This is a genomic window from Bradyrhizobium ontarionense (assembly GCF_021088345.1).
GTDB lineage: Bacteria > Pseudomonadota > Alphaproteobacteria > Rhizobiales > Xanthobacteraceae > Bradyrhizobium > Bradyrhizobium ontarionense.
On sequence record NZ_CP088156.1, the window covers coordinates 4,552,937 to 4,579,861 of the forward strand.

Annotated in this window: 17 protein-coding genes; 4 read left to right on the forward strand and 13 right to left on the reverse strand. The window is 64.9% G+C overall.

Annotation, left to right across the window (positions count from 1 at the left end; genetic code table 11):
* The first annotated feature begins 55 nt into the window (after positions 1-55).
* The 3 genes from LQG66_RS20210 to LQG66_RS20220 all read left to right on the forward strand — a co-directional run bounded on the left by LQG66_RS20210 (position 56) and on the right by LQG66_RS20220 (position 2,907).
* The gene (locus tag LQG66_RS20210) at positions 56-979 is read left to right on the forward strand and encodes a transcriptional regulator GcvA (protein ID WP_231317442.1); all 924 of its coding nucleotides are present in this window, start codon (positions 56-58) and stop codon (positions 977-979) included.
* A gap of 120 nt (positions 980-1,099) precedes the next feature.
* On the forward strand, positions 1,100-2,413 hold the full coding sequence (tcuC, locus tag LQG66_RS20215) for an MFS transporter (RefSeq protein ID WP_231317443.1): 1,314 nt from the start codon (positions 1,100-1,102) through the stop codon (positions 2,411-2,413).
* Between the two features lie 11 nt (positions 2,414-2,424).
* Positions 2,425-2,907, forward strand: coding sequence for a CinA family protein (locus tag LQG66_RS20220; RefSeq protein ID WP_231317444.1), 483 nt, complete (start codon positions 2,425-2,427; stop codon positions 2,905-2,907).
* 9 nt (positions 2,908-2,916) lie between these two features.
* Here the strand turns inward: LQG66_RS20220 and LQG66_RS20225 are convergent, their stop codons facing one another.
* The 11 genes from LQG66_RS20225 to LQG66_RS20275 form a co-directional block, all read right to left on the reverse strand.
* Positions 2,917-4,257, reverse strand: coding sequence for an HlyD family type I secretion periplasmic adaptor subunit (locus LQG66_RS20225; RefSeq protein WP_231317445.1), 1,341 nt, complete (start codon positions 4,255-4,257; stop codon positions 2,917-2,919).
* Positions 4,258-4,270: 13 nt separating this feature from the next.
* Positions 4,271-6,013: a type I secretion system permease/ATPase gene (locus LQG66_RS20230; RefSeq protein ID WP_231317446.1), complete on the reverse strand. Its 1,743-nt coding sequence runs from the start codon at positions 6,011-6,013 to the stop codon at positions 4,271-4,273.
* Positions 6,014-6,207: 194 nt separating this feature from the next.
* Complete coding sequence (locus LQG66_RS20235) at positions 6,208-6,477, reverse strand: GlsB/YeaQ/YmgE family stress response membrane protein (protein WP_015669760.1); 270 nt, start codon at positions 6,475-6,477, stop codon at positions 6,208-6,210.
* A gap of 124 nt (positions 6,478-6,601) precedes the next feature.
* On the reverse strand, positions 6,602-7,585 hold the full coding sequence (locus LQG66_RS20240; protein ID WP_231317447.1) for an ABC transporter ATP-binding protein: 984 nt from the start codon (positions 7,583-7,585) through the stop codon (positions 6,602-6,604).
* Positions 7,586-7,913: 328 nt separating this feature from the next.
* A complete protein-coding gene (locus LQG66_RS20245) occupies positions 7,914-9,326 on the reverse strand; it encodes an amidase (RefSeq protein ID WP_231317448.1) in 1,413 nt (470 codons plus the stop codon).
* A complete protein-coding gene (locus tag LQG66_RS20250; RefSeq protein ID WP_231317449.1) occupies positions 9,323-9,520 on the reverse strand; it encodes a hypothetical protein in 198 nt (65 codons plus the stop codon). The genes LQG66_RS20245 and LQG66_RS20250 overlap by 4 nt, the downstream gene beginning before the upstream one ends.
* 27 nt (positions 9,521-9,547) lie before the next feature.
* Positions 9,548-10,597, reverse strand: a complete 1,050-nt coding sequence (locus LQG66_RS20255; protein ID WP_231317450.1) for an ABC transporter ATP-binding protein — start codon at positions 10,595-10,597, stop codon at positions 9,548-9,550.
* 391 nt (positions 10,598-10,988) lie between these two features.
* Positions 10,989-11,891 carry an ABC transporter permease gene (locus LQG66_RS20260; RefSeq protein ID WP_231317451.1) on the reverse strand — a complete coding sequence of 301 codons (903 nt, stop codon included), beginning with the start codon at positions 11,889-11,891 and terminating at the stop codon, positions 10,989-10,991.
* Between the two features lie 2 nt (positions 11,892-11,893).
* The gene (locus LQG66_RS20265; protein WP_231317452.1) at positions 11,894-12,847 is read right to left on the reverse strand and encodes an ABC transporter permease; all 954 of its coding nucleotides are present in this window, start codon (positions 12,845-12,847) and stop codon (positions 11,894-11,896) included.
* A 67-nt stretch (positions 12,848-12,914) separates the two neighbouring features.
* Complete coding sequence (locus tag LQG66_RS20270) at positions 12,915-14,063, reverse strand: IS4 family transposase (protein ID WP_231327867.1); 1,149 nt, start codon at positions 14,061-14,063, stop codon at positions 12,915-12,917.
* A gap of 195 nt (positions 14,064-14,258) precedes the next feature.
* Entirely contained in the window at positions 14,259-15,908 is a 1,650-nt protein-coding gene (locus LQG66_RS20275; protein WP_425601345.1) for an ABC transporter substrate-binding protein, read from the reverse strand.
* 217 nt (positions 15,909-16,125) lie between these two features.
* Between LQG66_RS20275 and LQG66_RS20280 the strand changes: the two genes are divergently transcribed.
* Positions 16,126-17,721, forward strand: coding sequence for an ABC transporter substrate-binding protein (locus tag LQG66_RS20280; RefSeq protein ID WP_231317453.1), 1,596 nt, complete (start codon positions 16,126-16,128; stop codon positions 17,719-17,721).
* 265 nt (positions 17,722-17,986) lie between these two features.
* On the opposite strand, the gene LQG66_RS20285 is transcribed toward LQG66_RS20280, so the two are convergent.
* Together LQG66_RS20285 and LQG66_RS20290 are read right to left on the reverse strand one after the other, a co-directional pair.
* On the reverse strand, positions 17,987-20,215 hold the full coding sequence (locus tag LQG66_RS20285; RefSeq protein WP_231317454.1) for a CHASE2 domain-containing protein: 2,229 nt from the start codon (positions 20,213-20,215) through the stop codon (positions 17,987-17,989).
* A 132-nt stretch (positions 20,216-20,347) separates the two neighbouring features.
* Positions 20,348-26,704 (reverse strand): Npun_F0296 family exosortase-dependent surface protein, encoded by a 6,357-nt coding sequence (locus tag LQG66_RS20290; protein ID WP_231317455.1) that lies wholly within the window; start codon positions 26,702-26,704, stop codon positions 20,348-20,350.
* Positions 26,705-26,925: the final 221 nt, after the last annotated feature.

Genomic DNA, 26,925 nt, shown 5'->3' on the forward strand with positions numbered 1-26,925 from the left:
ACGACATTTAATACCGTTTCGGATGAAATAACGTCATGGACTGGGGAGACCTTCGATGGCGGCACGGCTGCCCTCGCTGAACGGATTGCGGGCGTTCGAGGCCGCTGCGCGGCATCTGAGCTTCACCCAGGCCGCGTCCGAGCTGAACGTGACGCAGACCGCGATCAGCCATCAGATCAAGCGGCTGGAGGACGAGCTCGGCATCCGTCTGTTCGTGCGGCAGAATCGCAGCTTGGCGCTGACGCCGCAGGCCCGCGATTACCTGCCGCTGGTGCGGGCCGCGTTCGACGATCTCAGGCTGGCGACCGAGCGGCTGGTCCGCAAGGACAATGGCAAGGTGCTGACGGTCTCCACCATCGCCTCGCTTGCCGCCAAATGGCTGCTGCCGCGGCTGACCGCGTTCCAGGAAGCCCATCCCGGCATCGACGTGCGCATCACGACCTCGATGGGGCTGGTCGATTTCCGCAAGGACGACGTCGACGCCGCGATCCGCTATGGCCGCGGCCACTGGCCGGGCGTGCGCGCGGAATGGCTGATGGCCGATGAGCTGTTTCCAGTGTGCAGCCCGGCGCTGCTGCAGGGCGGCAGACCGCTGCGCTGTCCGGAAGACCTCGCCCATCACACGCTGCTGCAGGCGAGCAGCGGCTATGACGACGACTGGCGGCTATGGCTGACGGCGGCGGGGCTGCCCGTGGAGATTTCCAAACAGGCCAGCCTGAGCTTCGACATGGTGTTCATGACCGTCCAGGCCGCGATCGACGGGCTCGGCGTCGCGGTGGGCCGCACGTCCTACGTCCAGGACGACATCGCCAAGGGCCGGCTCGTCGTGCCGTTCAAGATGGCGCTGCCGACCGACGCCGGCTTCTATCTGGTGACGCCGGAGGGGCGCAGCGATCCGCCCAAGCTGAAGGCCTTTCGGCAGTGGCTCAAAGCTGCAGCGCAGCAAAATGGCGCGTCGCCAAATCCTGTTCAGCGTTAGGCATTTGACCGCAAAGCTATTGGCCGGCCCGGCCGCACGTGGCAGATTGCCACACCTTTTCCCCGCGGCCGGCGCAGAATGTCTTCCGCACGAGCCACTCGACGGTAGGAGTTTTCTCGCGTGTCAACGACCTCAACCCAGCAGCCGGCCAACGTCAAATCGCGTATCGGCGCGATCCTGCGCGCCACCAGCGGCAATTTCCTCGAGCAGTTCGATTTCTTCCTGTTCGGCTTCTATGCGAGCGCAATCGGCAAGGCGTTCTTCCCATCGACCGACGAGGCCGCCTCGCTGCTGAACACGTTCGGCGTGTTCTGGCTGGGCGCGCTGATGCGCCCGGTCGGCGCCATCGTGCTCGGCGCCTATATCGACAGGATCGGCCGCCGCCAGGGCCTCATCGTGACGCTCGCGATCATGGCGGCCGGCACCGTCGTCATCGCCTTCTGCCCGACCTACGCCACGATCGGCATCGCGGCGCCGGTCATCGTGCTGCTCGGCCGCCTGCTGCAAGGCTTCTCGGCCGGCGTCGAGCTCGGCGGCGTCTCGGTGTATCTCTCGGAGATCGCAACGCCGGGCAATCGCGGCTTCTACACCTCGTTCCAGTCCTCGAGCCAGCAGGTCGCGATCTTCGTCGCCTCGATCATCGGCTATCTCCTGAGCGAGAGCATGGACCCCGCCACCGTGACGGCCTGGGGCTGGCGTATTCCGTTCTTCGTCGGCTGCCTGATCATTCCGCTGATCTTCTTCCTGCGCCGCACGCTGGAGGAGACGCCGGCCTTCCTGGCGATGAAGAAGCACCCGACCGCGCGCGAGGTGTTCGCTTCCGCACTCGCCAACTGGCGCATCGTGCTGCTCGGCATGATGATCGCGATCCTGACCACGACGACGTTCTACTTCGTCACCGTCTATACCCCGACCTTCGGCAAGACCGTGCTGAAGCTGTCGACCGCGGATGCGCTGTTGGTGACGCTGCTGGTCGCCGTCACCAACTTCATCTGGAATCCGGTCGGCGGCGCGCTGTCGGACAAATACGGCCGCAAGCCGGTGCTGCTCACGATCGCGGCGCTGGCACTGCTGACCGCCTATCCCGCGCTCAGCTGGCTGGTGGCGGCGCCGAGCTTCGGCAAGATGCTCGCGGTCGAGATGATGTTCTCGTTCTATTTCGGCATGTACAGCGGCACCATGCTCGGCGCCCTGGTCGAGATCGTGCCGGCGCATGTCCGCACCACCTGCTTCTCGCTGGCCTTCGCACTCGCCGCGGCGCTGTTCGGCACGTTCACGCCGTTCGCCTCGACGTGGCTGATCGAGAAGACCGGCGACAAGGCCTCGCCCGGCTACTGGCTGATGTTCGCCGCCGCGCTCGGCATCATCGCGGCGCTCACTGTCTATCGCGGCGGCCGCCAGGCGGTTGCGGCGCGCGAGCCGGTGACGGCCTGAAGGACAACGCCGTGCACGACCTGATCGCCGTCGCCGAGAGCGTCGCAACGCGCCTGATCGCACGCAAAGAGACCATTGCGGTTGCGGAGTCCTCGGCCGGCGGTCTGATCGCGGCGGCGCTGCTCGCGGTGCCCGGCGCTTCGGCCTATTTCCTCGGCGGCGCCGTGGTCTATACGCGCGACGCCCGCCGCATCCTGATGGATATCCCGGACGAGGCGATGAAGGGCATCCGCTCGGCCTCCGAGCCCTATGCGGAGCTCTTGGCCCGGCAGATCCGCACGCGCTTTGCGACGGATTGGGGCCTGTCGGAAACCGGCGCCGCCGGCTCGACCGGCAACCGCTACGGCGATGCCGCCGGCCACGCCTGTTTCGCCGTCGCGGGCCCGGCTTCCGGTGTGATCACGCTGGAGAGCGGCAGCAGCGATCGCTTTGCCAACATGCAGCTGTTCGCGACACGCGCCCTGGAATTGCTGCTGGCGAAGCTCGACGACTAAGGCCGCGCACTACTTCTCCCGGAACGCACGCATCAGCTGGTCGTGCAGCGGCTTCATCAGGTAGGACAGCACGGTGCGGTCGCCGGTCTGCACGAAGGCCTCGACCGGCATGCCCGGGATCAGCTTGGCGTCGCTGAGCCTTGCGATCTCCTCCGGCGGCATCGAGACGCGGATCGTGTAGTAGCTCTGGCCGGTGCGCTGGTCGGTGGTGACGTCGGGCGAGACGCGGCTGACCACGCCGTTCAGCTCCGGCGTCGTGCGCTGGTTGAAGGCGGATAGCCGCAGCAGCGTCTTCTGGCCGACCTGCAGCTTGTCGATGTCCTGCGGATTGACCTTGGCCTCGACCTGGAGGTCGTCGCTCTGCGGCACGATCAGCATGATGGCGTCGCCGGCGGTGATGACGCCGCCGACGGTGTGGACGGTCGATTGCAGCACCATGCCGTCCTGCGGCGCGCGGATGTCGACCCGGCGCAGCTGATCCTCGGCGGTGACCTTACGCTCGACGAACTCGCCGATCTTGTCGGTGGTCTCGCGCAGATCCTTGGACACCTCGCTCACCATGTCCTTGTCGACCTGGATGATCTGCAGCTCGGTCTCGCTGATCTTGCCCTTGGCCTGCGCCCGCGCCGCAATGAATTGCGCGCGCTCGCCATTGAGACGGGCAGCGTCGCGCTCCAGTGTCGTCAGCCGCGACAGCTGCACCAGGTGCTGATCGTAGAGCTGCCGCACGCCATCGAGCTCCTTCTGCACCAGCGCGATCTCCTGCTCTTTGGCATTGACCTGCGCCGAGAGGCCCTCGATCTCCTCGTTCAGCTGGGTGACGCGCTCGCGCAGCTGGGCCCTCTGCCCGATGCGGCCGTTGACGCGAACCTCGAACAGCTTGGTCTCCGAGGCGAGCAGGCTGTTGACGTCGGGATCGCTCAGGCGCTGCAGCAGCTGCGGTGGAAACAGGATCTTGGCCCAGCCGCGCTGCTCCGCCTCGAGCCGGGCGGCGCGCGCCTGCAGCGCGTCGAGATTCTTGGTGACGATGGCGAGGCTCGCCTTGGTGACGGTGTCGTCGAGCCGCACCACGATGTCGCCGGACTTGACGACATCACCGTCGCGCGCCCTGAGCTCGCCGACCACGCCGCCGGTCGGGTGCTGCACCTTCTTGACGTTGGATTCGACGACGATCTGGCCGGGCGCGATCAGTGCGCCGGAGATCTGCTGCGTCGCGGACCAGCCGCCGAGCCCGCCGGCGACCGCAACGACGACCGCCATGCCGACCAGGAGGTGTCGCCGGATCGACTGCCGCACGCCCTCCGGCTTGCGCGCGCCGGGAACCGGACCGGTGATGACCTGGCTGCTCATGGGATTTGGCTGCTCATGGCTTCGTCACTCCGGCTTCCGAGACGATCTTGATCGGTGCCGGCGGGCGCGGCTGCAGCACCTGCGCCAGCACGGTGTCCTTCGGCCCGAACGCCTGCGCGCGGCCATCCTTCATCACCAGGATCTGGTCAACCGCCTCGATGCCGATCGGCCGGTGCGCGACCACGACCACGATCGCGCCGCGCGCCCGCGCCGAGCGCACCGCGCGCGACAGCGCCTCGTCGCCCTCGGTGTCGAGATTGGAATTGGGCTCGTCGAGCACGATCAGGAACGGGTTGCCATAGAGCGCGCGCGCCAGCGCGACGCGCTGCGCCTGCCCCGCCGAGAGCGCCGCGCCCTGCTCGCCGATCTGGGTGTCGTAGCCCTCGCGCATCTTGATGATCATGTCGTGCACGCCGGCCTCCTTGGCGGCGGCAATGACGCCGTCGGCGGAGGCCTGCGGATCGAAGCGGCCGATGTTCTGCGCCACGGTCCCTGCGAACAACTCGACGTCCTGGGGCAGATAGCCGATGTGGCGGCCGAGCTCGTCCGACGACCACTGGTCGAGCGCGGCACCGTCGAGCCGGACATGGCCGCGCACCGGACGCCAGACGCCGACCAGCGCGCGCACCAGCGAGGATTTGCCGGACGCGCTCGGGCCGATGACGCCGAGGCCGTTGCCCGCCGACAGCGCGAAGGTGACATCTTGCACGATCAGCTTCTGGTCGCCCGGCGCCACGATCGAGATGGCTTCGACCGAGAGCTTGCTGACCGGCGGCTGCAGCTGGGTCGGCGCTGATCGCTCCGGCATGGTCTGCAGCAGCTGATTGAGGCGGCGCCAGCTCTGGCGCGCGGCAACGAAGCTCTTCCAATGCGCGATCGCGAGATCGACCGGCGCCAGCGCCCGCGCGCTGAGGATGGAGCCGGCAATGATGATGCCGGCGGTCGCCTCCTGGTGGATGACGAGATAGGCGCCGACCGCGAGCACGGCCGACTGCAGCATCATCCGCAGCACCTTGGCGATCGCGCCCAGGCCGCCGGCGACGTCGCTGGCGCGCTGGTTGCCGGCGAGATATTTCTCGTTGGTCTCGCTCCAGCGCGACAGCATCCGTCCGGTCATGCCCATCGCGACCAGCACCTCGGCGTTGCGACGGCTTGCGGTCGCGACATCGTTGCGACGAGCGGCCAGCCCCATGGCCTCCTTGGCGGGGGTCCGGGTGAGGAATTCGGTGATCAGCGTCAGGGTCACCAGGATGACGGCGCCGGCCAGCGCGGTGACGCCGAGCAGCACGTGGAACGCGAAGCAGATTGCGAGATAAAGCGGCAGCCATGGCAGGTCGAAGAACGCGCCCGGTCCCTGGCTGCCCAGGAAGCTCCTGATGTTGTCGAGATCGCGCAGCGGCTGCAGGCCCTCGTTGCGCCCGCCGACCGACAGCGGCAATCTCACCACGGTCTCGAACACCCGCGCGTTCAGGCTCTCGTCCAGCGCGGTCCCGATCCGGCCAAGGATGCGGCTGCGGATCATGTCGAGCGCGCCCTGGGCGGCGTACAGTCCGGCCGCGATGATGATGAGGCCGATCAGGGTCGGCACGCTGCGGCTCGGCAGCACGCGGTCATAGACCTCGAGCATGAAGATCGAGCCGGTGAGATACAGCAGGTTGATGATGAAGCTCATCACACCGACGCCGATGAAGGCGCTGCGGCAACCGCGCAAGGCATTGCTGAGTTCGGAGTGCCTCACGTGAGGTGCGGCCGCCATCACCACCGTCTTTCAATTGGTTCAATGAGTTACGTTACCGCCGATCAAACGGACAAGTTGGCGGCAAACAAGGCGAAATATACTGATTCCTGCGACGAGCGTCCAACGACGCTCGCTTTAGCGTAAATTGGCTATTGTGCCCGGTGTATGTCGCGCGGCGCAGTGCAAACGTTCAGCCGCACCGGATCGCAGCCCTAGAGCCGTCCGCCGGTTCGTACCAGCCGCACCACCAGCAGAAGAATGATGGCACCGAGCGCGGAGTAGACGATTTCCGACACGAGGCCGGTTCCGATCCGGATGCCGAGCCGCGGGAAGATCAGGCTCGCGACCAGGGCGCCGAGCACGCCGATCACGATGTCGCCGACCAGGCCGAAGCCGGTGCCGCGCACGATCTTGCCCGCGAGCCATCCGGCCACGAGGCCCACAAACAAGATGACCAGAATACCTTCGTTCGATACGTGCATCGCATGTCCTCACCCGGCATGGACGATCAGTCCATACGCCCGGTGCATCTTAGAGACGCAGCCGCGACGCGACGACACACCAAGCGCAGTTTCGTCCCGAGAACAGCACGTTTCGGCCCAACCGTTACGTCGCCGCCACACTCGCCGGCGCCTCGGCCAGGATACAGCGCGCCAGCCGCTGCGGCCCGAGCGCGACGTTCGGCGGCAGGGCCTCGCTGCAGCGTGGCTGGGCCAGGCTGCAGCGCGGCGCGAAGGAGCAGTTCAGCGGCGCCTGGTCGAGCGAGGGCGGCGTGCCCGGAATGGTCTGCAGCCGCTCGCCGCGCCTCGCGCCGTGCACGGTGGAGGCCAGCAATCCCCTTGCGTAGGGATGCACCGGCGTCCGCACGATGTCGCGCAAGGCGCCCTGCTCGACGATCTGACCGGCATACATGACGGCGACACGGTCGCAGATCTCGATCGCAACGCCGATGTCGTGGGTGACGAAGATGACGGACATGCCGAACTCGCGCTGCAGCTCGCGCAGCAACAGCAGAATCTGGATCTGCACGGTGGCATCGAGCGCGGTGGTCGGCTCGTCGGCGAGCAGCACCTTGGGCCGGCAGGCCAGTGCCAGCGCGATCATCGCCCGTTGCCGCATGCCGCCCGACATCTCGTGCGGATAGGAGTCGAGCCGGCGCTTGGCCGAGGGAATCCTGACGATGTCGAGCATCTCCAGCGCCCGCGCGCGCCCTTCCGCCTGGCTCTTGCGCTCGTGCCGCATCACGGTCTCGGCGATCTGCTGACCGATGGTGTAGACCGGATCGAGCGCGAGCCCCGGCTCCTGGAAGATCATCGAGACCGTGCTGCCGCGAAACTGCGACAGCTCGTCATCGCTCATCGCCAGCACGTCGCGCCCCATGACCTCGACGCTGCCGGAGATCTGCGTGCGCTTCTTCGGCAACAGCCGCATCAGCGCCCGCATGGTCACGCTCTTGCCGGAGCCGGATTCGCCGAGCAGGCCCAGCACCTCGCCGTCGGCGAGCGACAGGCTGACATCGTTCACCGCATGCACGGTGCGCTCGCCGGTGAAGCGGATGCTGAGGTCCTTAATCTCGACGAGGTTGGTCATGCCCAGGTCTTTGTAGGAGAGGCAATAGGCGCAGCTCGCATGAGTCCTCCGCCGGCGCGGCGCGCGCAGTGCTTACCTCTCCCCGCTTGCGGGGAGAGGTCGGATTGCATCGAAGATGCAATCCGGGTGAGGGGGTACAGGTCTAACCGCGAACACTTCCCGTGCGTCTGCCCCTCACCCCAACCCTCTCCCCGTAAGAACGGGGAGAGGGAGCCTACCGGCCGTGCTGTGGGTTTATCGGTCTTCCACTGACGCGCGCAGACATCGCTGACGATCCCTACCGGGAGGAAGCAGAGCGCCATCGCGGACACAGCGGGGACTACATTGCTCATGGCAGCGTCGGCACCCGGGCGTGGAAGTCGGTGGCGCGCTGGAAGGCAGCGCCGATGGTCAGGATGGTGGCCTCATCGAAGGAGCGGCCGATCAGCTGCATGCCGACCGGCAGGCCCGTCGATGTGAAGCCGGTCGGGATCGCCAGCGACGGCAGGCCGAGATAGTTGACCGGGCGGGTGAAGCGGGTGATGCGCTGGATCACGGCCTCTGCCCCCGGCGCGCCGCCGACATCGCTCTCGGCAATCGAGGGTGTCACCAGCGGCGAAACCGGCGCGATCACCGCATCGACGCCGGAGGTCGCCGTGACATGCGCGGCCAGCGCCGCACCGCGCCAGCGCAGCGCTTCGAGATAGGTGACGCCGGACACGGCCAACGCGTTCTGCAGCCGCATCAGCACCTGCGGACCATAGTCCTGCGGCCGTTCGATCAGCCAGCGCTTGTGAAAGGCAGCCGCTTCGACCGCCAGCACGAGCTGGCAGGCCGCAGTGAGCTGGCGCTGGTCGGGCAGCTCGACCTGGACGACATCGGCGCCTTCGGTCTTGAGCACCGCGATCGTTGCATCGAGGCAGCGCGCCACCTCGGGATCGAGGTCATCGACGTAGAACGCCTTGGGTACGCCGATCTTCAGACCCTTGATCGAAGCCTTGGTAGCCGCGACATAGTCCTGCACGGGTGAGGTACTGGCGGTCGGATCCTCCGGATCGGGACCGGCCGTCAGGCCGAGCAGCAGCGCGCAATCCTCGGCGGTCTGCGCCAACGGCCCGACCGTGTCGAGCGACTGCGACAGCGGCATCGCGCCGGCGCGGCTGACGCGGCCCCACGTCACCTTCAGGCCGGTCACGCCGCAGAAATTCGCGGGCATGCGGATCGAGCCGCCGGTGTCCGAGCCGAGCGCGGCGAAGGTCAGGCGTGCGCCGACCGCCGAGCCCGAGCCGGACGACGAGCCGCCGGTGACGTAGCCCAGCTTCCAGGGATTGTGCACCGGACCGTAATGGGCGTTGTGGCCGGTCGGACCATAGGCGAACTCCGCCATCTGCAGCGTGCCGAGCCGGATGGAGCCGGCGTCCTTCAAGCGCTGCAGGGCGGTCGATGTAGTCGTCGCGACGAAGTCGCGCCGGATCAGCGAGCCGCAGGTCGAGACGTGGCCGGCCTCGTAGTACATGTCCTTGTGCGCCAGCGGCACGCCGTGCAGCGGTCCCCTTGGGCCGACCGTTGCCAACTCCGCGTCAGCTTCGCTCGCGGCCTTCAGCGCCGGCTCGGACTCGATCGCCATGAAGGCGTTCAGCTTCGGCTGCCATTGCGCGATGCGATGCAGGCAGGAGCGCGTCACCTCGACCGAGGACAGCTTCTTGTCGGCGATCGCCTGTGCGGCCTCGGTCAGGGTCATCAATGCTGGTTCGGTGCTCATCGGCCCACCTTCAGCGTCTGCGCCACGACGTAGCTCGAAGGCTCCAGGTCGAACGGCAGGGTGCCGGCGACGGCCGCGAAGTTGTCGAACGCCGGTCCGATCGACTCGGCGATGCGGGTCGCGACCTCCTTGTCGACGGGCAGGCCGGAGGCCTCCGCGATGGCACTGACTTGCTGGGGCGTGGGTCTGGTCATTCCGCTTCTCGCTGCTGGTGTCTGCCGTCAGACGGCCGGCGCCTGGCTGTGTCCCGATCCGGCGATCGCCATGTGGCAGGCGGCCTGATGGCCCATTGTATCCAGCTCCGTCAACCTTGGCGCAACATTCGAGCAAGGCGCCTCCGCAAACGGACAGCGGGTGTGGAAACGGCAACCGGAGGGGGGATCGATTGGATTGGGCGGATCGCCGGAGAGCGGCGGCACCTCGGTGCGCTTGTCGGGATCGGACGACGGCATCGCCGCCAGCAGCGCGCGCGTATAGGGATGCGCCGGCTTGGCCCAGACCTGCTCGACCGGGCCGAGCTCGACGACCTCGCCGAGATACATCACCAGCACGCGGTCGGAGATGTAGTTGATGACGTTGAGGTCGTGGCTGATGAACAGATAGGTCAGGCCGAACTCGCGCTTCAGGTCCATCAACAGGTTCAGGACCTGCGCCTCGACGGACTTGTCGAGCGCCGACACCGCCTCGTCGAGAATGACGAGCCGTGGCGACAAAGCGAGCGCACGGGCGATGTTGACGCGCTGGCGCTGGCCGCCGGAGATCTCGTGCGGATAGCGGTTGGCGAAGATCTCTGGACGTAAGCCCACCTTGCCGAGCAGCTCGCGGGCGAGCTCACGCGAGGCTCCATCGGCCATGCCGTGCACCTTCGGCCCGAACGCGATCGATTCCTCGATCGTCAGCCGCGGATTCAGCGAGGCATAGGAATCCTGGAACACCATCTGCATGCCGCGCCTGAGCTCGCGCAGGGACATCTCGTGGCCGACCTGGCGGCCGTCGAAGATGATCTCGCCGGCATCGCGCTCCATCAGATGCATCAAAAGCCGCGCCGTCGTCGACTTGCCGCAGCCGGACTCACCGACGATGCCGACGGTCTCGCCCTTGCCGATCGCAAACGACACATCGTCGACCGCCCGCACCGTCTTGCGCGCGCCGAACAGGCCGCCACGCACCGGGAAATGTTTTGTCAAGCCGTCGACGCGCAGCAACGGCTGCGCCTTGCCGCCGAGGTCCTCGATGGGTGCGAGTCCGGTGACTGCCGTTGCTTCACTCATGATGATGCACTCGGTGCGGCGGCAGCGTTCCCTTCTCCCCTTGTGGGAGAAGGTGGCGCGGACGCAGTCCGCGACGGATGAGGGGTCTCTCTCCGCGGATCATGGCGATCGACGTTGGCCTGTGACAGGCCTACCGGCCGTGGCCTCATGGTTCGAGACGCGTCGCAAGAGCGACGCTCCTCACCATGAGGATGTAGTATCTCGCCGCGCAAGAGACCCTCAGGTTGAGGGCGTGTTTCGCGGCGCGATCTCAAACCCTCATGGTGAGGAGCGCCTCTTCGGCGCGTCTCGAACCATAAGGCCCCAAACGGCTCCACGTTTCCAAGCGATCTACAAGGGAGCCGGTGCACTGCCGATGCAGTCCTGTTGTAGTCAGCGCCGCTCATGCCCATCAGCTCCGGATGTCCATGGCGCTGCGCAGGCCGTCGCTCAGCAGGTTGAAGCAGATCGAGACCGCGAAGATCATCGCGCCGGGCAGCGCGGCCACCCAGGGATTGACGTAGATCGCGGTGCGCAGCGTGTTCAGCATCAAGCCCCACTCCGGCTCCGGCGGCTTGGTGCCGAGGCCGAGGAACGACAGACCGGCGGCGAGGATCATCGACACCGAGATCAGGCCGGTCGCATAGACGAAGATCGAGCCAAGCACGTTGCCGAGCATGTGCACGCGCATGATCGTGATCGCTCCGGCCCCGGAGGCGCGCGCGGCCTCGACGAAATCGCGGTTGCGCACGCCTGTCGTGACGCTCTCGGCAACACGGGTGATCTGCGGCACGAACACGATGGTCAGCGAGACGATGGAATTGGTGATGCCGGCGCCGAGCGCGCCGGAGATCGCGATCGCCAGCAGCACCGACGGGAAGGCGTAGAACACGTCGATGGTGCGCATGATCGCGGTGTTGACCCAGCCGCCGACATAGCCGGCGACGAGACCAAGCATGGTGCCGATGCTAAAGGCGAGGATCACCGGCGAGATGCCGATCAGGAGCGACAGCCGTCCGCCATAGATCAGCCGCGCCAGCATGTCGCGGCCGAGCTCATCGGTGCCGAGTGGATAGTTCGGCGTGCCGATGTGGCGCAGGCGGCGGATCATCGAGCCCTGATAGGGATCGGCGAGATGCAGATAGGGCGCGAGCAAAGCCGACAGGACAATCAGCAGCAGGATCGCGACGCAAACCATGCTGACCTTGTCCCTGACGAGACGGCGGCCGACCGTCGCCCAATAGCCGCGCGCGTTTGCGGCCGGCGCCGCCCGCAGCGAGGAGTCGTTCATCGTGCTCGAGGAACTGACGCTCATCGCTAGCCTCGCTTGATGCGCGGATCGATCGCGGCCTGCGCGATGTCGACCACGAGATTGAGGATCACGAAGAACATCGCCAGCACCAGGATCGTGCCTTGCAGCAGCGGCAGATCGCGCTGGAAGATCGCCGAGTTCAACAACAGCCCGGAGCCGGGCCAGGAGAACACGGTCTCGATCAGGATCGAGCCGCCGAGCATGTAGCCGAGCTGCAGCCCCATGATGGCAAGCGCGGTCGGCGCGGCATTCTTCAGCACATGGCGGAACACATGGGTCTCGCGCAGCCCCTTGGCGCGCAGCGCCTCGACGAAATCCTGGCTCAGGATGTCGCCGGTCAGCGCCCGCACCGTGCGTGTGATGATGCCCATCGGAATCACCGACGTGGTGATCGCGGGCAGCACCAGGAAGCGGATATGGGCCCAGTCCCACGCCCAGGCGCCCGAGCCGGACGGCCCGGCGCCGACGGCCGGCAGCCAGTTCAGCTCGACCGAGAAGATGATGACCAGGACCATGCCGAGCCAGTAATGCGGCAGCGACACGCCGGCGATCGCGATCGATGTCGCGACCTTGTCGATCCAGGTGTCGCGGAAATAGCCGGCGACGAGACCGAAGAACAGGCCGAGGGAGAAGCCGATGATGGCGGCGGCGATCGCGAGCGTCACGGTGTTGGCGACCGCGCGCAGCACCTCGGCCAGCACCGGGCGGCCGGTCGCGATCGAATTGCCGAGATCGCCGTTGAGCGCGCGCCACAGCCACAGCCCGAACTGCACCGGCAATGGCTTGTCGAAGCCATAGGCCACACGCAGCTGCTGCGCCAACTCCTGCGACGCGTCGGCCGGCAGCACCGCAACCAAGGGATCACCGGGCGTGATGTGAACGAGCATGAAGCAGACGAGCGCGACGCCGATGATGATCGGGATCGCATAGACCATCCGCCTGGCAGCGTAAGAGAGCACGAGTCACCTTCCAAAGGTCTATCCACCGTCATGCCCGGGCTTGACCCACGGCTGTCCGGTTTAGTTTTTAGCATATACTTAGGCTCAACTGGCGGTCATCTTGCCTGGCTGGCGGGGGCCGATCGAGTAGTCGATCGATCCGCTTGCGATGCATGAGGTTTTGCGTGATCAGACCTGTAAACGTCTGCAGGCTCTTGACGCTGTTTTGCAGCTTATGGGTCGCGCGCAGCAACAGATGAGCGATCAGCGCCACGGCGATCTGGATGCGAATGGCGTTCTCGGAGGTTCCGAGAAAGTGGCGGATCTTCAGCGTATGTTTGACCCAGCGAAAGAACAGCTCGATCTGCCAACGGCGCTTATAGAGATCGGCGATTTCATCGGCCGATGCATCGAGATCATTGGTGACGATGCGCAGGATTTTTCCGGTTTCCGTAGAGATCCTGATCTCTCTGACAGGATCCTGGAACGGGTTCTTTCGGGACGCTGCGAGCCTCGCAGGCAGGAGGCCGACACGGTCAGACAGGACGGAAGAGTCTTTCAGGATCTTGTTCTCGGTCACATTTCTGAGCTTGGTATTGGCTTTGAGACGGGTAACGAGACGACACCCTTGCTTGTTGAGCTCGGCCCACCAGCCGTAATCATAGTAACCAAGATCGAAGACGTAGGTGGCGCCTAGGCGGATCGGAAGAGACTTCGCCATGGTGATGTCGTTGACGTTTCCCGCGGTCAACTCAGCCGAGGTTGGATTCTCGGTATCTGGATTATAGACGATGTGCAGCTTGAAGCAGTTGATGCCGCGGCTGAACTTGGCCCAGTCGGCACTGAGCGAGTTCAGGGAAAATCTGGTCGAATCGATCAGATAGACCGCATCCGCGACTTCACCTGCCAGCTTCCGTTCACAGCTTTTCATCATCTCGGCCAGAAGCCCGGTGAAGACCTCATAGGGCCGCCGAGCATTGGCATCAGCCAGCGTGGAACGCGAAACCTCCTTTGCGCCAACGTGATAGAGCCGCGCTGCGTGGCTCTCGAAGGACGCTTCAATGGCACGCAGGCTCTCCGCGCGAGCCAGTTGGCCATAAAGCAGAGCGAGAAACTGGTTCTGGGTACTGAGCCGGCGCACGCGCTTGTTCGCCCGATGTGTTTCCACAAGCCGGTCGAAATCCCTCCACGGAACAAGCTTCTGCAGCGCGTGAAATACAGTATTGTGGTGGCGCATGGCGGGACCTTCCTGGCGTGTCTCGAACATTTGGCGATGCTCAAGACCGCAGAAGAATCCACGCCATGCGCCTTGTCCACTCATTCTAAACCGGACAGCCGTGGGCTTGACCCGGGCATCCACGTCTTTCTCGCCTCGGATAAACGTGGATGGCCGGGTCAAGCCCGGCCATGACGAACACCGGATTGTCGCGGCCTACGGCTCCACCGAAATCGGCGAGAAGTCGATGAACCAGCTCTTCGGCTGTACCACGCCCTTGACCTTCGGGCTCATGGCGCGCGGGCCGACGTCGTGGGCGACGTAGAGGAACGCCGCGTCGTCGACCGAGGCCGCATGCAGCTCAGCCAGCGCCTTGTCGCGCTCGGCCGGGTCGAAGGTCTGGCGCGCCTTCTTCACCAGCTCATCGAACTTCGGGTTGTTGATGTAGCCCCAATTGTTGGACACCGGCGGTGCCATCGACGACTGCAGGAAGCGCACCAGCGCGAAGAACGGATCCATCGCCGCATAGGTCACATTGGTGGCGTTGGCACCGTTGGCGGACGGGTCCTTGGCGCCGCGGCGCCAGTTGGTGAACAGCGTGTTCCATTCGATGACGTCGAGCTTGACGTCGAAGTAGCACTCGGCAAGCGCCTGCTGCAGATATTCGTTCATCGGCAGCGGCTGCATCTGGCCGGAGCCCGACGCCGAGGTCTGGATCTTCACCTCGAGCTTCTTGGTCGGGCCGTAGCCGGCCTCCTGCATCAGCTTCTGCGCGGCGGCCTTGTCATACTTGATCTCGAAGGTGACGTTGCCGCGCCAGGGATGGCCCTTCTCGAAGGTGCCGGTCGCGGGCACCATCAGGCCGGCGAGCAGACCATCCTTCAGGCCTTCGCGATCGACGCAGAGATTCGCGGCCTTGCGGACGCGGATATCGTTCCAGGGCGAGCCTTCCACGCGCGAGAACTGCCAGGGCCAGACATGCGGCTGCTCATTGGCGTAGAGCTTGAAGCCGCGCTGCTTGATCTCGGGCAGCGCATCCGGCGCCGGCGCCTCGACCCAATCGACCTGCCCGGACAGCAACGCCGCAGTGCGCGCATTCGCTTCTGGCATCGGCAGCAGGATCATCTTGTCGGACTTCGGCACCCGCGCCTTGTCCCAATAGGCCTCGTTCTTCGATAGCTCCAGCCGCTCGCGCGGCGTGAATTTCGTCATCTTCCAGGGGCCGGTGCCGGATGCGTCCTTGGCAAAGGCCGTCCAGGTGGCCTGCGACTTCGCCTTGTCGTCGGCGCCGGTGGCGGCCTCGTAGAGCTTCTGCCACTTCGTCGGGCTCGCCATGAACAGGTTGGTGAGGTTGATCGGCAGGAAGCTGTCCGGCTCCTTCGTCGTCAGCTCGACGGTCATGTCGTCGATCTTGCGCGCCGAAGCGAGCGTCGGCATGCGCGAGGCGGTGACGCCGACCTGACTCGGATCGAACTGCGGCGCATCCTGCTTCAGCACCTTCTCGACGTTCCACACCACCGCATCGGCATTGAACGGCGAGCCGTCGTGGAAGGTGACGCCGGGACGCAGCTTGAACGTCCACTTGGTCTTGTCGGCGTCGTCGACCTTCCACTCCGTGGCGAGGCCGGGAATGACGACGCTCGGCTTGTCCGCCGACGACAGGTCCCACATCGTCAGCGAGTCGTACATCGTCACGCCGGTGAAACGGTTGCCCTCGAACCCCTGATCGGGCTGGCCGAGCGTGCGCGGAATGTCCGCCGCGGTCATGCCGATGCGCAGCACGGATTCCGCACCGGCCCGCCCCGGCAACATGACGAGCGAAGCCGTCGTCATCAACGCGGCTGCAAGGGCCGCACGGCCCTTCATTGAGGTCGCAATACGCGAGAACACGATCACATCTCCGATCAAGCTGGCTAATTTCTGTGCAGCGTTATGCAACGGCTATGCCAGCAATGCTTCCGATCACGGCCCTGCGACCCGTGGTCACAACCGTTTGTACTCAAATGATCATGCCCAGGGCTTGGCACCCGGATTGCAGGTTTCGCACGTCGAATTGATCCGATTTTCACGGAGCTTCACCTTCATGCGCACCCGATTGTCCTTGCTCGCCACCGCGCTCGCGCTCGGCCTCTCAACCGTCGCCGCGCGCGCCGAAACGGTCCTACGCTACGGCATCTCGATGGCCGACATCCCGCTGACGACCGGACAGCCGGATCGCGGCGCCGGGGCCTATCAGTTTACCGGCTATACGATCTACGATCCGCTGGTCGCGTGGGACATGAGCACCGGCGACAAGCCGGGCAAGCTCATTCCCGGCCTCGCCAGCGAATGGAAGGTCGACGATGCCGACAAGACCAAGTGGCGCTTCACCTTGCGCAAGGGCGTCAAGTTCCACGACGGCAGCGACTTCAATGCCGACGCAGTGATCTGGAATCTGGACAAGGTGCTCAACGATAAGGCACCGCAGTTCGACAAGCGGCAGAGCGCGCAGGTCAAGACGCGCCTTCCCTCGGTGGCGAGCTACGCCAAGATCGACGATTCCACGATCGAGATCACAACCAAGACCGTCGATTCCTTCTTCCCCTATCAGATGCTGTGGTTCCTGATTTCGAGCCCGGCGCAATACGACAAGCTCGGCAAGGACTGGGACAAGTTTGCCAGCCAGCCCTCCGGCACCGGCCCGTTCAAGCTGACGAAGCTGGTGCCGCGCGAGCTCGCCGAACTGACGAAGAATTCCGAATATTGGAACAAGGACCGGCTGCCGAAGACGGACAAGCTGGTGCTGGTGCCGATGCCGGAAGCGCTGACGCGCACCAATGCGCTGCTCGCCGGCCAGGTCGACCTGATCGAGACGCCGGCGCCGGACGCCGTGCCGCAGCTCAAGGCCGCCGGCATGAAGCTCGTCGACAACATCACGCCGCATGTCTGGAACTATCACTTAAGCGTGCTGCCGGGTTCGCCGTGGACCGACATCCGCCTGCGCAAGGCGCTCAATCTCGCGATCAATCGCGACGAGGTCGTCGGGCTGATGAACGGCCTCGCCAAGCCGGCCAAAGGCCAGGTCGATCCGTCGAGCCCGTGGTTCGGCAAGCCGACCTTCGAGCTGAAATATGATCTCGCCGCGGCCAAGAAGCTGGTCGAGGAAGCCGGCTACTCCAAGGACAAGCCGCTGAAGACGACCTTCATCATCGCGCAGGGCGGCACCGGCCAGATGCTGTCGCTGCCAATGAACGAGTTCCTGCAGCAGAGCTTCAAAGAGATCGGGATCGACATCGACTTCAAGGTGGTCGAGCTTGAGACGCTGTACACGCATTGGCGCAAGGGCGCGGCCGACGAGATGAACGCCGGCATCACCGCCAACAACATCGCCTATGTCACCTCAGATCCGCTCTACGCCATCGTCCGCTTCTTCGCCTCCGACCAGATCGCGCCGGTTGGCGTCAACTGGGGTGGCTACAAGAACCCGAAGGTCGATGCGCTGATCTCCGAAGCCAAGCAGACCTTCGATCCGGCCAAGCAGGACGAGCTGATCGCGCAGGCGCACGCGCTGGTGGTGGATGACGCCGTGCTGGTCTGGGTGGTGCACGACACCAACCCGCATGCGCTGTCGCCAAAGGTGAAGACGTTCGTCCAGGCCCAGCACTGGTTCCAGGACCTGACCACGATCGGGGCGGAGTAGGTCTCGACGGTGTTCGTTTCCGTCATTGCGAGCGCGGCGACCTGTCCGCCGTAGCTCGAAGAGCGAAGGCGGAAGCAATCCAGGGCCAAGCCAACGACTCTGGATTGCTTCGTCGCTGCGCTCCTCGCAATGACGATGGAGAGATCGTCGTAGGGTAGGCAAAGGCGCGACGCGCCGTGCCCACCATCCATCCGCAATGTCGGTGTACCGATGGTGGGCACGCAACGCCTGCGGCGCCGCTTTGCCCGCCCTACGAATTCAAGAGCTACTTCGACAGCAGCGCATGGGCGCCGTTCCAGTTGTCCGGTGGCGGGGTCTGCTGATAGGCGCGGATGCGCTCTTCGTAGAGATCATAGAGCTTCGTCAGCTCCTTCGCCTCATCGCTCTTGCGTCCGCGCGCTATGGCGGCCAGCGCCTCGTCCCAGTCGCGGCTGCGATAGGCCGCGAGCATCTCGATCGTCAGGTTGCGCAGCCGCTGGAAGCGCTCGGAAAACATCACGTCGTCGCGCCCAGCGATGGCATAGATCACCTCCGGCTCGGTCTTGCCCTTGACCATGATGAAGTCGAGCTCGAGGATCGCGAGCTTGTCCTTCACCGCCATCGCGGTGGCCGAGCCGACGATGACCGGAAAGCCGTATTCCTTCGACTGGCCCTCGAGCCGCGACGCGAGATTGACGCTATCGCCGAGCGCCGAATAGTTGAACTTCAGGTCGGAGCCCATGTTGCCGACCACGCCGATGCCGGTGTTGAGACCGATGCCGACCTTGAGCGGAATGTAGACGTGGCCGCCATGCGCGGCCTCCTGCTCGCGCTCCCCATTCACCCGGTCGATCCGGTCGAGCATGTCGAGCGCGGCCTCGCAGGCATTGATCTGGTGATCCTTGTCGGCGAGCGGCGCGTTCCAGAACGCCATGATCGCGTCGCCCATGTATTTGTCGACATAGCCCTTGCGGGCGATGATGGCGTTGGTCAGCGGCGTGAGGAAGCGGTTCATCAGCTGCGTCAGGCCCTGCGGATCGTGCTTGTAGCTCTCCGAGATCGTGGTGAAGCCGCGCACGTCGGAGAACATCACCGTGATCTCGCGCTCCTCACCGCCGAGCGTGGGCGGCGACTGCGCAAGCTGCTCGACCAGCACCGGCGACAGATATTGCCCGAACACCGAGCGCATCTGCCGGCGCTGGTTCTGCTCGCGGACGAAGTTGGCGAAGATCAGCGTCAGATAGATCGCCGTCGTCGACAGCATCGGATAGGTGAAGTCGATCAGCAGCCGGTGCTGGGTGTAGAAGTACCAGGACAGCCCCATCAGCGCGGTCGCGAACAGCGCGCCGAACACGACCAGCGTGACCGCGCCGAACTGCGGCGCGAACACGATCACGAGCAGACCGAGCAGCACCGCGCCACCGAACTCGACCGCAATGCCCCAGTACGGCCGAGTGAGGATCGAACCGGTCAGCACCGACTCAAGCACCTGCGCGTGCACCTCGACGCCGGCCATCGCCGGGTAGACCGGCGTGGTCTTGATGTCGTTCAGGCCGATGGCGGATGGCCCGATCAGGATCAGCTTTTTCTCGATCTTCTCTGGCGCGACGCGCCCCTCGAGCACATCGATTGCGGAGACGTAGATCGATGGGTCGTGATTGGCATAGTGCACCCAGATCTGACCATTGCCGTCAGTCGGAATCTGAAAGCTGTCCAGTCCGAGGCTGGTTATGCCGCCGGGGTCGGTCTTGATCCGAACAGTATCCGAGTGGGTCGCCACCCTGAGCATCTCGAAGCTCAGAGACAGCATGACGATGTCCTGCGCCCGCATGATCATGGGCACCCGGCGAATGATGCCGTCGCGCTCCGGCGGGATCGAGAACAGGCCGCGCCCGGTTGCGGCATGCTCGATCACCGGGACGTTACGCAACAGTCCCGGGTACGGCCACATGAAAGGCTGCGGCTCCTCGCCGAGCATCGCCAAGCCGGTGACCGGCAGCGTCTTGTCGAGATCGGCGCGAACGTCGGGACCGCCGGACTCGCCCAACACGACGCGTGACCTGCGCAGCGCCTCCGCCAACACCTCATCATTCGACCGCAGCGCTTTCAGCTTGTCGCGGGTCCCCTCGTCCAGCTCCGGAAAAAAATCCGCGGCAATCCCTGGATTGAGCCGGTCCGGCTCGGCGAACACGACGTCGAAGGCGATCACGACGGCGCCGAGCCGGGTCAATTTGTCGACGATCTCGGCGATGCGCGTGCGCGGCCACGGCCACTGCCCGAGCTTCGGATCGGCAAGGCTCTTCTCGTCGATATCGACGATGGTGACCGGGCGGATCGTCTTGACCCGCGGACTCCAGGCCTGAAAGTTGTCGAAGGTGCGGACGCGCGCCTCCTGGATCGGCGCCGGATCGGCGACGCGCAGCGCGGCCACGCCGACCAACAGCAGCAGGCAGATCAGGCGCGCATAGCCGAATCGGCGCGCGAACCATCGGGGCACTGCCTTCAGTCGTTTCATGAAACGCCCGCTGTTGTCCTATTCGGTTCAGAGAGGAAGGCCGAGTTGGAACAGACGCAGCTGCTCCACCGCGGAATGTTCGCCTCCGATCGTGGTGCAGGCGGGCCGGCCGCCAGCCTTGGAGTCCGCCGATCAGACGATATGGAAATCGTTCTGATGGTGCTGCAGCTGCGTGACCGTAACACCCTTCAGCGTGATCGTGTCGTGCGCCGCATCGGTGATGATCGTATCGCCATTCACCGTCCTTGCAGCGCCGAGGATTGCCTCGATGCTGGCGAACAGCGAATGGTCGATCTCGATCGTATCCTTGTTGACGTCGAAATCGCCGATCGTCGCGCTGCCGAAATGCGGGTTGAAGACGAAGCTGTCGTTGCCGCCTTTGCCGAAGATCGTGACGCCGTCGCCGACATTGACGAAGGTGTCGTCCTGGCTCGTGCCATTGACCGTCGACGCGCCGTTGCCGACGAGCGTCACCGTCAGCGCCTTCGTGCCGGAGCTGCCGTGGCCGTCGCTGACCTCGGCCTGATAGGTGACGGTCAGGGTGTCTCCGGGCTTCAGGAAGTCCAGGTTCACGTCGGCCGGATGATAGCTCCAGTGGAGAGTTTCGGTGTCACCGTCAGACGTCGCGCTGTCGAAGCTGATGGCGCCGGCATCGGCCAGCGCCTGGACATGCGCATCCGCCGGCAGGCTCGACGAGCCGTTGTATTTGACGACGCCATTGCCGAGCACCGAGGCCGTCAGCGTGTCGCCGAAATCCTTGTCGAGGATGGTCAAGGTGCCCGACATGTCGCTCGCCAGCTTCACCGGCTGGTCGGCGATCGATCCGGCAGATACGTTGTCGAGCTCGAATGCGTTCTGGCTGCTCGCCAGCACGACCTTGTTGAACGGCGACAGGCCGAGAAACTCGACATAGCCGTTCGAGGCGAACGATCCCTGGCCGCCATTGGCGATCAGCGGCGCGACGTCGCTGCCGGTGTAGGACGCGACCAGCTTGTTGCCGTTGTAGAACGAGATGCTGTTGTAGCTGTCGACGGAGCCCCAATACAGCCCGAAGCTGTTCTTGGCGCTGTCGAAGGTGATCGTCTCCTGCGCATGACCGCCGATGCTGAGATAATTGGTCTGATCCTGGCCGCCGGGCATGTAGGGCGCCGCCGAAGCCGACGATGAGCCGTGCACCACGCCGGCATTGCCGTCGGCAGTGAAGGTCGCGTGCAGTGCCTGACTGTAGAAGCTGCCGTGGGCGCGGCCCTCGTTCGTGTCCGAACCGTCCGACAGTTGGTCGAAGGTCTCGGTCGCCATGCCCTCCGCATTCACGGTGGTGCCGGTCGCGAGCACGGCCGCCCGCTCGGACAGGATGACGGTCTGGACCGTGGGGTTCGTTTCACCGACGATCACAGGCGCATCCTCCGCGCCCTTGACCGTAATGGTGATGGGCACGTCGACCACGCCACCGTGACCGTCGTCGATCTCCACCGTATAGGTCAGCGTCACCTGCTGGTCGGCGCCGAGATAGTCGAACACCTTGTCCTTGGCCGAGAAGGTCCAGGGCTGCGCCCCCGCGCCGCCATGCCCGGAATCCGTCAACCGGCCGAGCGACAGCCAACTCATCAGGATGGACGTATCGGACGGCAGGCCATCATCGGCGCCGGAAACGACGACGTCCGTCACCTTGATCACATGCGTGTCGGTGACGTCGGCATCCGCAAAGGTGATGGTGCCGCTCGCCGTGTCGCGCAGATCTGAGCCGGACTTGCCGACGCGCTCGGCGATCTCCGCCGTCTGCACGTCCGACGTGACGACCGGCTGGTCGTTGGTGCCCGTGATGGTCACCACGATCGACGAGGTCGCGGTCCCGCCCCGGTGGTCGTCGAGCGTGACCGTGGAGGTCACCGTGACGCTCTGACCTTCGCCAAGGAAATCGAGGGATCCATCGGGAATCGCATAGGTCCAGCCGACCGAGCCGTTGTTGGTAGTCCCGCTCTGCGCCAGCTGCAGCGCCTGCTCCAGTGCAGCGATCTGCCCCGAGGTGAGCTGGTCCGACAGATTCGTGTGGTGATCCGCTGCCGTCCAGGTCACGCTCTGTGCATTGGCGAGGATCGCAGCTGTCGGGCGATCCGTCAGATCGACATCGCCGAAATGAATCGTGCCGCCGACACTGTCCGCAACAGATGATGCCGTCTGCCCGATCGTCTCCGTGATCGCGCCGGCCTGCTCGGGATCTGCGATCACGGGCGCGGCGTCGGCAGCCGCGAGTGTGATGAGCGTGCCGCCTTGGCCGTCGCTGCTGCCGACGAAATGCGCGCCGGAATAGTCGGCGCCACTCAGGGTCAGATTGACGCTGTGGCCGGCGCCATCGCTGACGGTCAGCACGCCCGTCTCAGAATCGTAGGACGCCGTTGTCGCTGAACTCCAATGGACCGTGGACAGGTCGATCTTATCGGAGACGCCGAGGCCGGTGATCCTGGCAGCGAAGCTGGTGTCGTCGACCACGAGCTCACTGCTGCCGTCGCCGCTGAAGTCGATCGTCTGCGTGCTGCCGCTGGCGAGGTGCAGGATGGCGCCGGGATCGATCGCGATCGTCCCGGAGCCGGAGATCGACCCCGTGATCTCGAACGTGCCGCCGACGATCTCGATCGTGCCGTCGTTGATGACCGATCCGCCAATGCTGGTGAAGCCGCTCGCCGTGATCGTCCCGTAGATGTAGAGCGTGCCGCCGCCGCTGACGTCCGTACCGGCGAGAGCGAGCATCGCGCCGAGATCGACAGTGAAGACGCCGGAATTGTCGACATGCATATCCGACAACGTCACGTCGTACCCGGTGATCTCCAGCGTGCCGACGACGCCGACGCTCAATGTGCCGCCGGTGAGGCTTGTGCCGCCATCCAACACCAAGGTGGAAGGCACGGGTGCATCACCATCATCATCGATGATGATCTCGCCGCCGGCATTGTCGATGTGGACGCTTTCGAACGTCGTCGCGGCCGCGGTTTCGATATGCACCGTGCCGCGGTTGACAAGATCGCCGCCGGTGATGGTGCTGTCCTCGAGCAGCAGCAACGCATCCTGCCCGATCTGGACCGTACCGAGATTGTCGACCGAGACGCCGGCCAGGGTCGCACCTTTGCTCGACGCGACCTCGAGCACCGAGCCATCGCTGACCGCAATGACGGCATCGGTGAACATGGCGCCGCCCTGGATGGTCAGGGTGACGGGGGTCCACGGCGTTTCCGGAGGTCCGTCCTCCGTGGTGACGACAGCGTGAATATTGCCGCCGCCGTTCCCGTCGCCCCACGCGCCAATCACGATCGCGCCGCCGGCGACGGCAGAGCCATCGATGGTGCTGTCGCCTGTGACCTCGATCAGGCCGTCATTGGTGATCGCGCCGCCGGCGATATTCGTGCCGGTCAGCGCGAGAACGCCGCTGAGCGCGATGGTGATCGCCGCGGCATTGGCGTTGGTGACCGACTCGTCCTCGAGCACATTGCCGCTGCCGGATATGGCGACCACGCCGAAATTGCCGAGCGTGCCGCCGATGAGCGCGGCATGGCCGGTCAGCGCGACCGTTCCACCGACCTCGTTGGTCAGCGTGCCGCCGGTGAGGTGCGCCTCCGACAGCGTCAGCTTGGCCGACTGCTCGACCGTGATCAGACCCTCAGCATTGTCGATGCCGGTGTCGAGATCGAGCGTGAGCCCACCGTTCGCCTTGATATCGATCAGGCCAGAGTTCGTGACGCTTTCGTTGGAAACCGCATTGCCGCTGCCGGATACTTCGATCCGGCCGAAATTATCCAGCCCGCCGTTGCTGATCGTGGCGCCACCCTGCAGCGCCAGGACACCATCGGCTCGCTGTGCGACCTGAAAGCCGCTTTCGAGCGTTCCGAAGGTGTGGATGACCGGTGTGCCCTGGATCAGGATGGTGCCGCCGTCGATGCTGCCGCCCGCGAGGGCCAGCGTGGCGCCGGTATCGACCTGGATCAGGCCGGAACTCTCATCAGCAGTATTCTCGACGTCGCCGCGAACGGTCAGCGTACCGCCGGAGAGCTCGATCCTTCCGCTGTTGGTGATGCTGGCTGCGGCACCGAACTCGCCGCCGCCCGCCAGCACGACCTTGCCGGCATTGTTGAGCACGCTCTGGTCCAGGATCTGAGCGAGACCACCGACGCTGATCGTGGCGCTGCCGAAATTATAAATGCGGGCATCGGCCTTGGCCGTCAGCGCACCGCTGATCGCCAGCGTGCCGTGGTTATCGAGCTCGGGAACGGCTCCGCCACCGAAATCATTCAGGCTCACCGATCTGGCGAACGCAGCCGCGTCGATCGTGACCGGAAAGGCCGGCGTCAAACCATGCAACTGATCGGTGATGATGATGACGTCGTCAGCGGCCGTCGGAGCGAGGCCCGTCTCCCAGTTCGCGCCGTCGCTCCACAGCAGCACCGAAGCGGCGTGGCTTTCGCCGGACTGCCCCTGCGTCGTGGCGATCCAGACCACGGCCGGATCGTCGGTGCCGGTGATCGTCACCGTGATCATCTGCGTCGACGCGGCCCCCTGCGAGTCCGTCACCGTCACCGTGTAGGTGAGTGTCAGTGTCTGCCCGGCCGGAATGAAATCGGCGACATAGACCGGCAGGTTGCCGAAGCTCCAGTTCACCTTGCCGGTGCCGCTTCCCGTGCTGTCCGACGCCAGCTGGGCCGTCAGCGCCTGTTCGAACAGGGCCAACGGCGTCGGAGGAATGCTGCCGCCACCTTGCAGCACTGCGCTGGCCAGCTTTGCTGAAACCGTGTGGCTGTCGGTGAGGTCAACGTCAGTGAAATTGAGAGAGCCGGAGGTCGGGTCGTCTGATGTCAGCGGTCCGCCGGGCACGCTGGTGCCGCCGGTGAAGGTGATCGTCCGGGCGCTCGTCGTGATGACGGGCACGTCATTGGTGCCGGTCACCGTGATCGTGATCGGCACCTCCTTGAACTCGTTGGCCACCGGGAAATTGGTGTCGACGCGCACGACATAGGTCAGCGTCAGCGTCTCGCCCGCGGCCAGGAAATCGAAGGTGTTGTCAGGAACGCTGTAGGTCAGCGTTGCCGAGCCATGGTTGACGTTGCCGGGATCCGCCGCCACCGAGATCTTCACCGCGGTCGCCAGGACGTCCTGCAATTGCAGCTGGCTGAGCGCCCCGGTGACGTCGCCCTGCTGCGCGGTCTTGTAGGTGTAGGCCTTGAAGCTCACCGAAACCGTCGGCCGGTCGCCGCCATTGACGTCGGTGAAATTGACCCGGCTGAGGACCGCGTCGAGATCCGTGCTGTTGCCCGTCTGGCCGGCCCGCTCGGTCAGGCCGAAAGCGGAAGTGAGCCGGCCGGTGGCATCGAGAATCCTGACCTCCGGCGGACCAGGAATGTGCGACGGCGGCTCGGACGTCGTACTCGTCGTCGGCGTCGAACTGGTGTCGGTGACCAGAAAAGTCGGCACTGCGCTGGTGCCATTGGCCAAGGTCAGCGGCGTCAGCGTCTGCAGCACGCCGATGTCGGTGAAGTGAGTGGTCGATTTCGGATTGGTGTTGTCGGTGAACTTCAGTGTGAAGACGTCGTTGATGAGCTTCTGGATGTCGGGTGAGAGCGGGACGGCGCTCTGGTTCACCACACCATTGCTGATCTGAATCTGCTGCCCGGCCTGGTTGACCACGGCGATGGGCTGCAGCGTGGTCTTGTCGAACAGGACGTAGGAGCCGGTCCGGCCGTCGGGCTCGACCAGCACCTGGAACTTGGCATCGGGCAGGCCGCCCTGCCCTGGCACGGTGAAGTCGATTTCGACCAGGACGGCCGTGCCGCGAATGCCCATGGTCGCGACCGGCGTATCCACCTTCATGTCGCCGTGCTTGGCAGTCTCACCGGCGACGAAGGAGATCGTTCCGGCGACGAGGCTGATCAGCGACGAGTTGTTCGACCCGTTGGGATCGTAGACCATCTCGTTGAGCACCATCCTCGCGTTCGAGGACAGGCCGAACACGGTGCCATCGATGAAGGTGATGCCGAGCGTCGAATCCGAGCCGGATTGGACGACGTCGCCTTTTTCGACATTGTCGCCCTGGTGCAGGAGGATCGAGACGCCGTTGCGGACGGCGGTGGCGGTGCCCTGCAGCTTGGTGACATGGCCGATCACCTTGCCCGCAGCGGCCGCCGCGCCAGCCTGGCTCAGCTGTACCGAACCGGAGAGCGCATTGACCAGTTCGCCGGTGAGGTGAGCGCCATCCGGCGACGCCAGCGCTGCGCGCTTCTCGCCCTTGAAATAGTCCGGCAGCAGGACCTCGCGGCCGTCGGCGGACAGGATCAGGTCGACCCCGGAGCGCTTGAAATCGGCATTGAACAGAAAATGCGCGTCGGCGACGACAATCGCGTCGGCCGGCGCATGGGCAGGCGGCGCATCCAGCCGCACATGCGCATGTGCGTGCGCGTTGAGGCCATCGGAGAAAAGCGCGGCCTCAAACTTGCCAGCGTAATTCACGGGGCCACCACAAATGGTTAATTATTACATAAGAAAGCGTGTTCAAACCGTGCATATCACTGGCGAGTGTCTGGCGGAACCATCTTCAGCTTGTACTTCGAGCCTACGGGAACTGCGGCGCCCACGGGTTTGCTTACATATTGTCAAGTTTCGGCCTTCTTTCGTGCGAAGAATTATAAGTATTATATAATATTCGAGTGAGGATTCCTGCAGATCTCAAG

Bases quoted from the DNA above. Each gene is read 5' to 3' on its own strand.
- LQG66_RS20270 (WP_231327867.1), bottom strand. From the start codon at position 14,063: ATGCGCCACCACAATACTGTATTTCACGCGCTGCAGAAGCTTGTTCCG.
- LQG66_RS20225 (WP_231317445.1), bottom strand. From the start codon at position 4,257: ATGAGCAGCCAGGTCATCACCGGTCCGGTTCCCGGCGCGCGCAAGCCG.
- LQG66_RS20285 (WP_231317454.1), bottom strand. From the start codon at position 20,215: ATGAAACGACTGAAGGCAGTGCCCCGATGGTTCGCGCGCCGATTCGGC.
- LQG66_RS20260 (WP_231317451.1), bottom strand. From the start codon at position 11,891: ATGAGCGTCAGTTCCTCGAGCACGATGAACGACTCCTCGCTGCGGGCG.
- LQG66_RS20275 (WP_425601345.1), bottom strand. From the start codon at position 15,908: ATGAAGGGCCGTGCGGCCCTTGCAGCCGCGTTGATGACGACGGCTTCG.
- LQG66_RS20230 (WP_231317446.1), bottom strand. From the start codon at position 6,013: ATGGCGGCCGCACCTCACGTGAGGCACTCCGAACTCAGCAATGCCTTG.
- LQG66_RS20235 (WP_015669760.1), bottom strand. From the start codon at position 6,477: ATGCACGTATCGAACGAAGGTATTCTGGTCATCTTGTTTGTGGGCCTC.
- LQG66_RS20240 (WP_231317447.1), bottom strand. From the start codon at position 7,585: ATGACCAACCTCGTCGAGATTAAGGACCTCAGCATCCGCTTCACCGGC.
- LQG66_RS20210 (WP_231317442.1), top strand. From the start codon at position 56: ATGGCGGCACGGCTGCCCTCGCTGAACGGATTGCGGGCGTTCGAGGCC.
- LQG66_RS20250 (WP_231317449.1), bottom strand. From the start codon at position 9,520: ATGACCAGACCCACGCCCCAGCAAGTCAGTGCCATCGCGGAGGCCTCC.
- LQG66_RS20245 (WP_231317448.1), bottom strand. From the start codon at position 9,326: ATGAGCACCGAACCAGCATTGATGACCCTGACCGAGGCCGCACAGGCG.
- LQG66_RS20255 (WP_231317450.1), bottom strand. From the start codon at position 10,597: ATGAGTGAAGCAACGGCAGTCACCGGACTCGCACCCATCGAGGACCTC.
- LQG66_RS20280 (WP_231317453.1), top strand. From the start codon at position 16,126: ATGCGCACCCGATTGTCCTTGCTCGCCACCGCGCTCGCGCTCGGCCTC.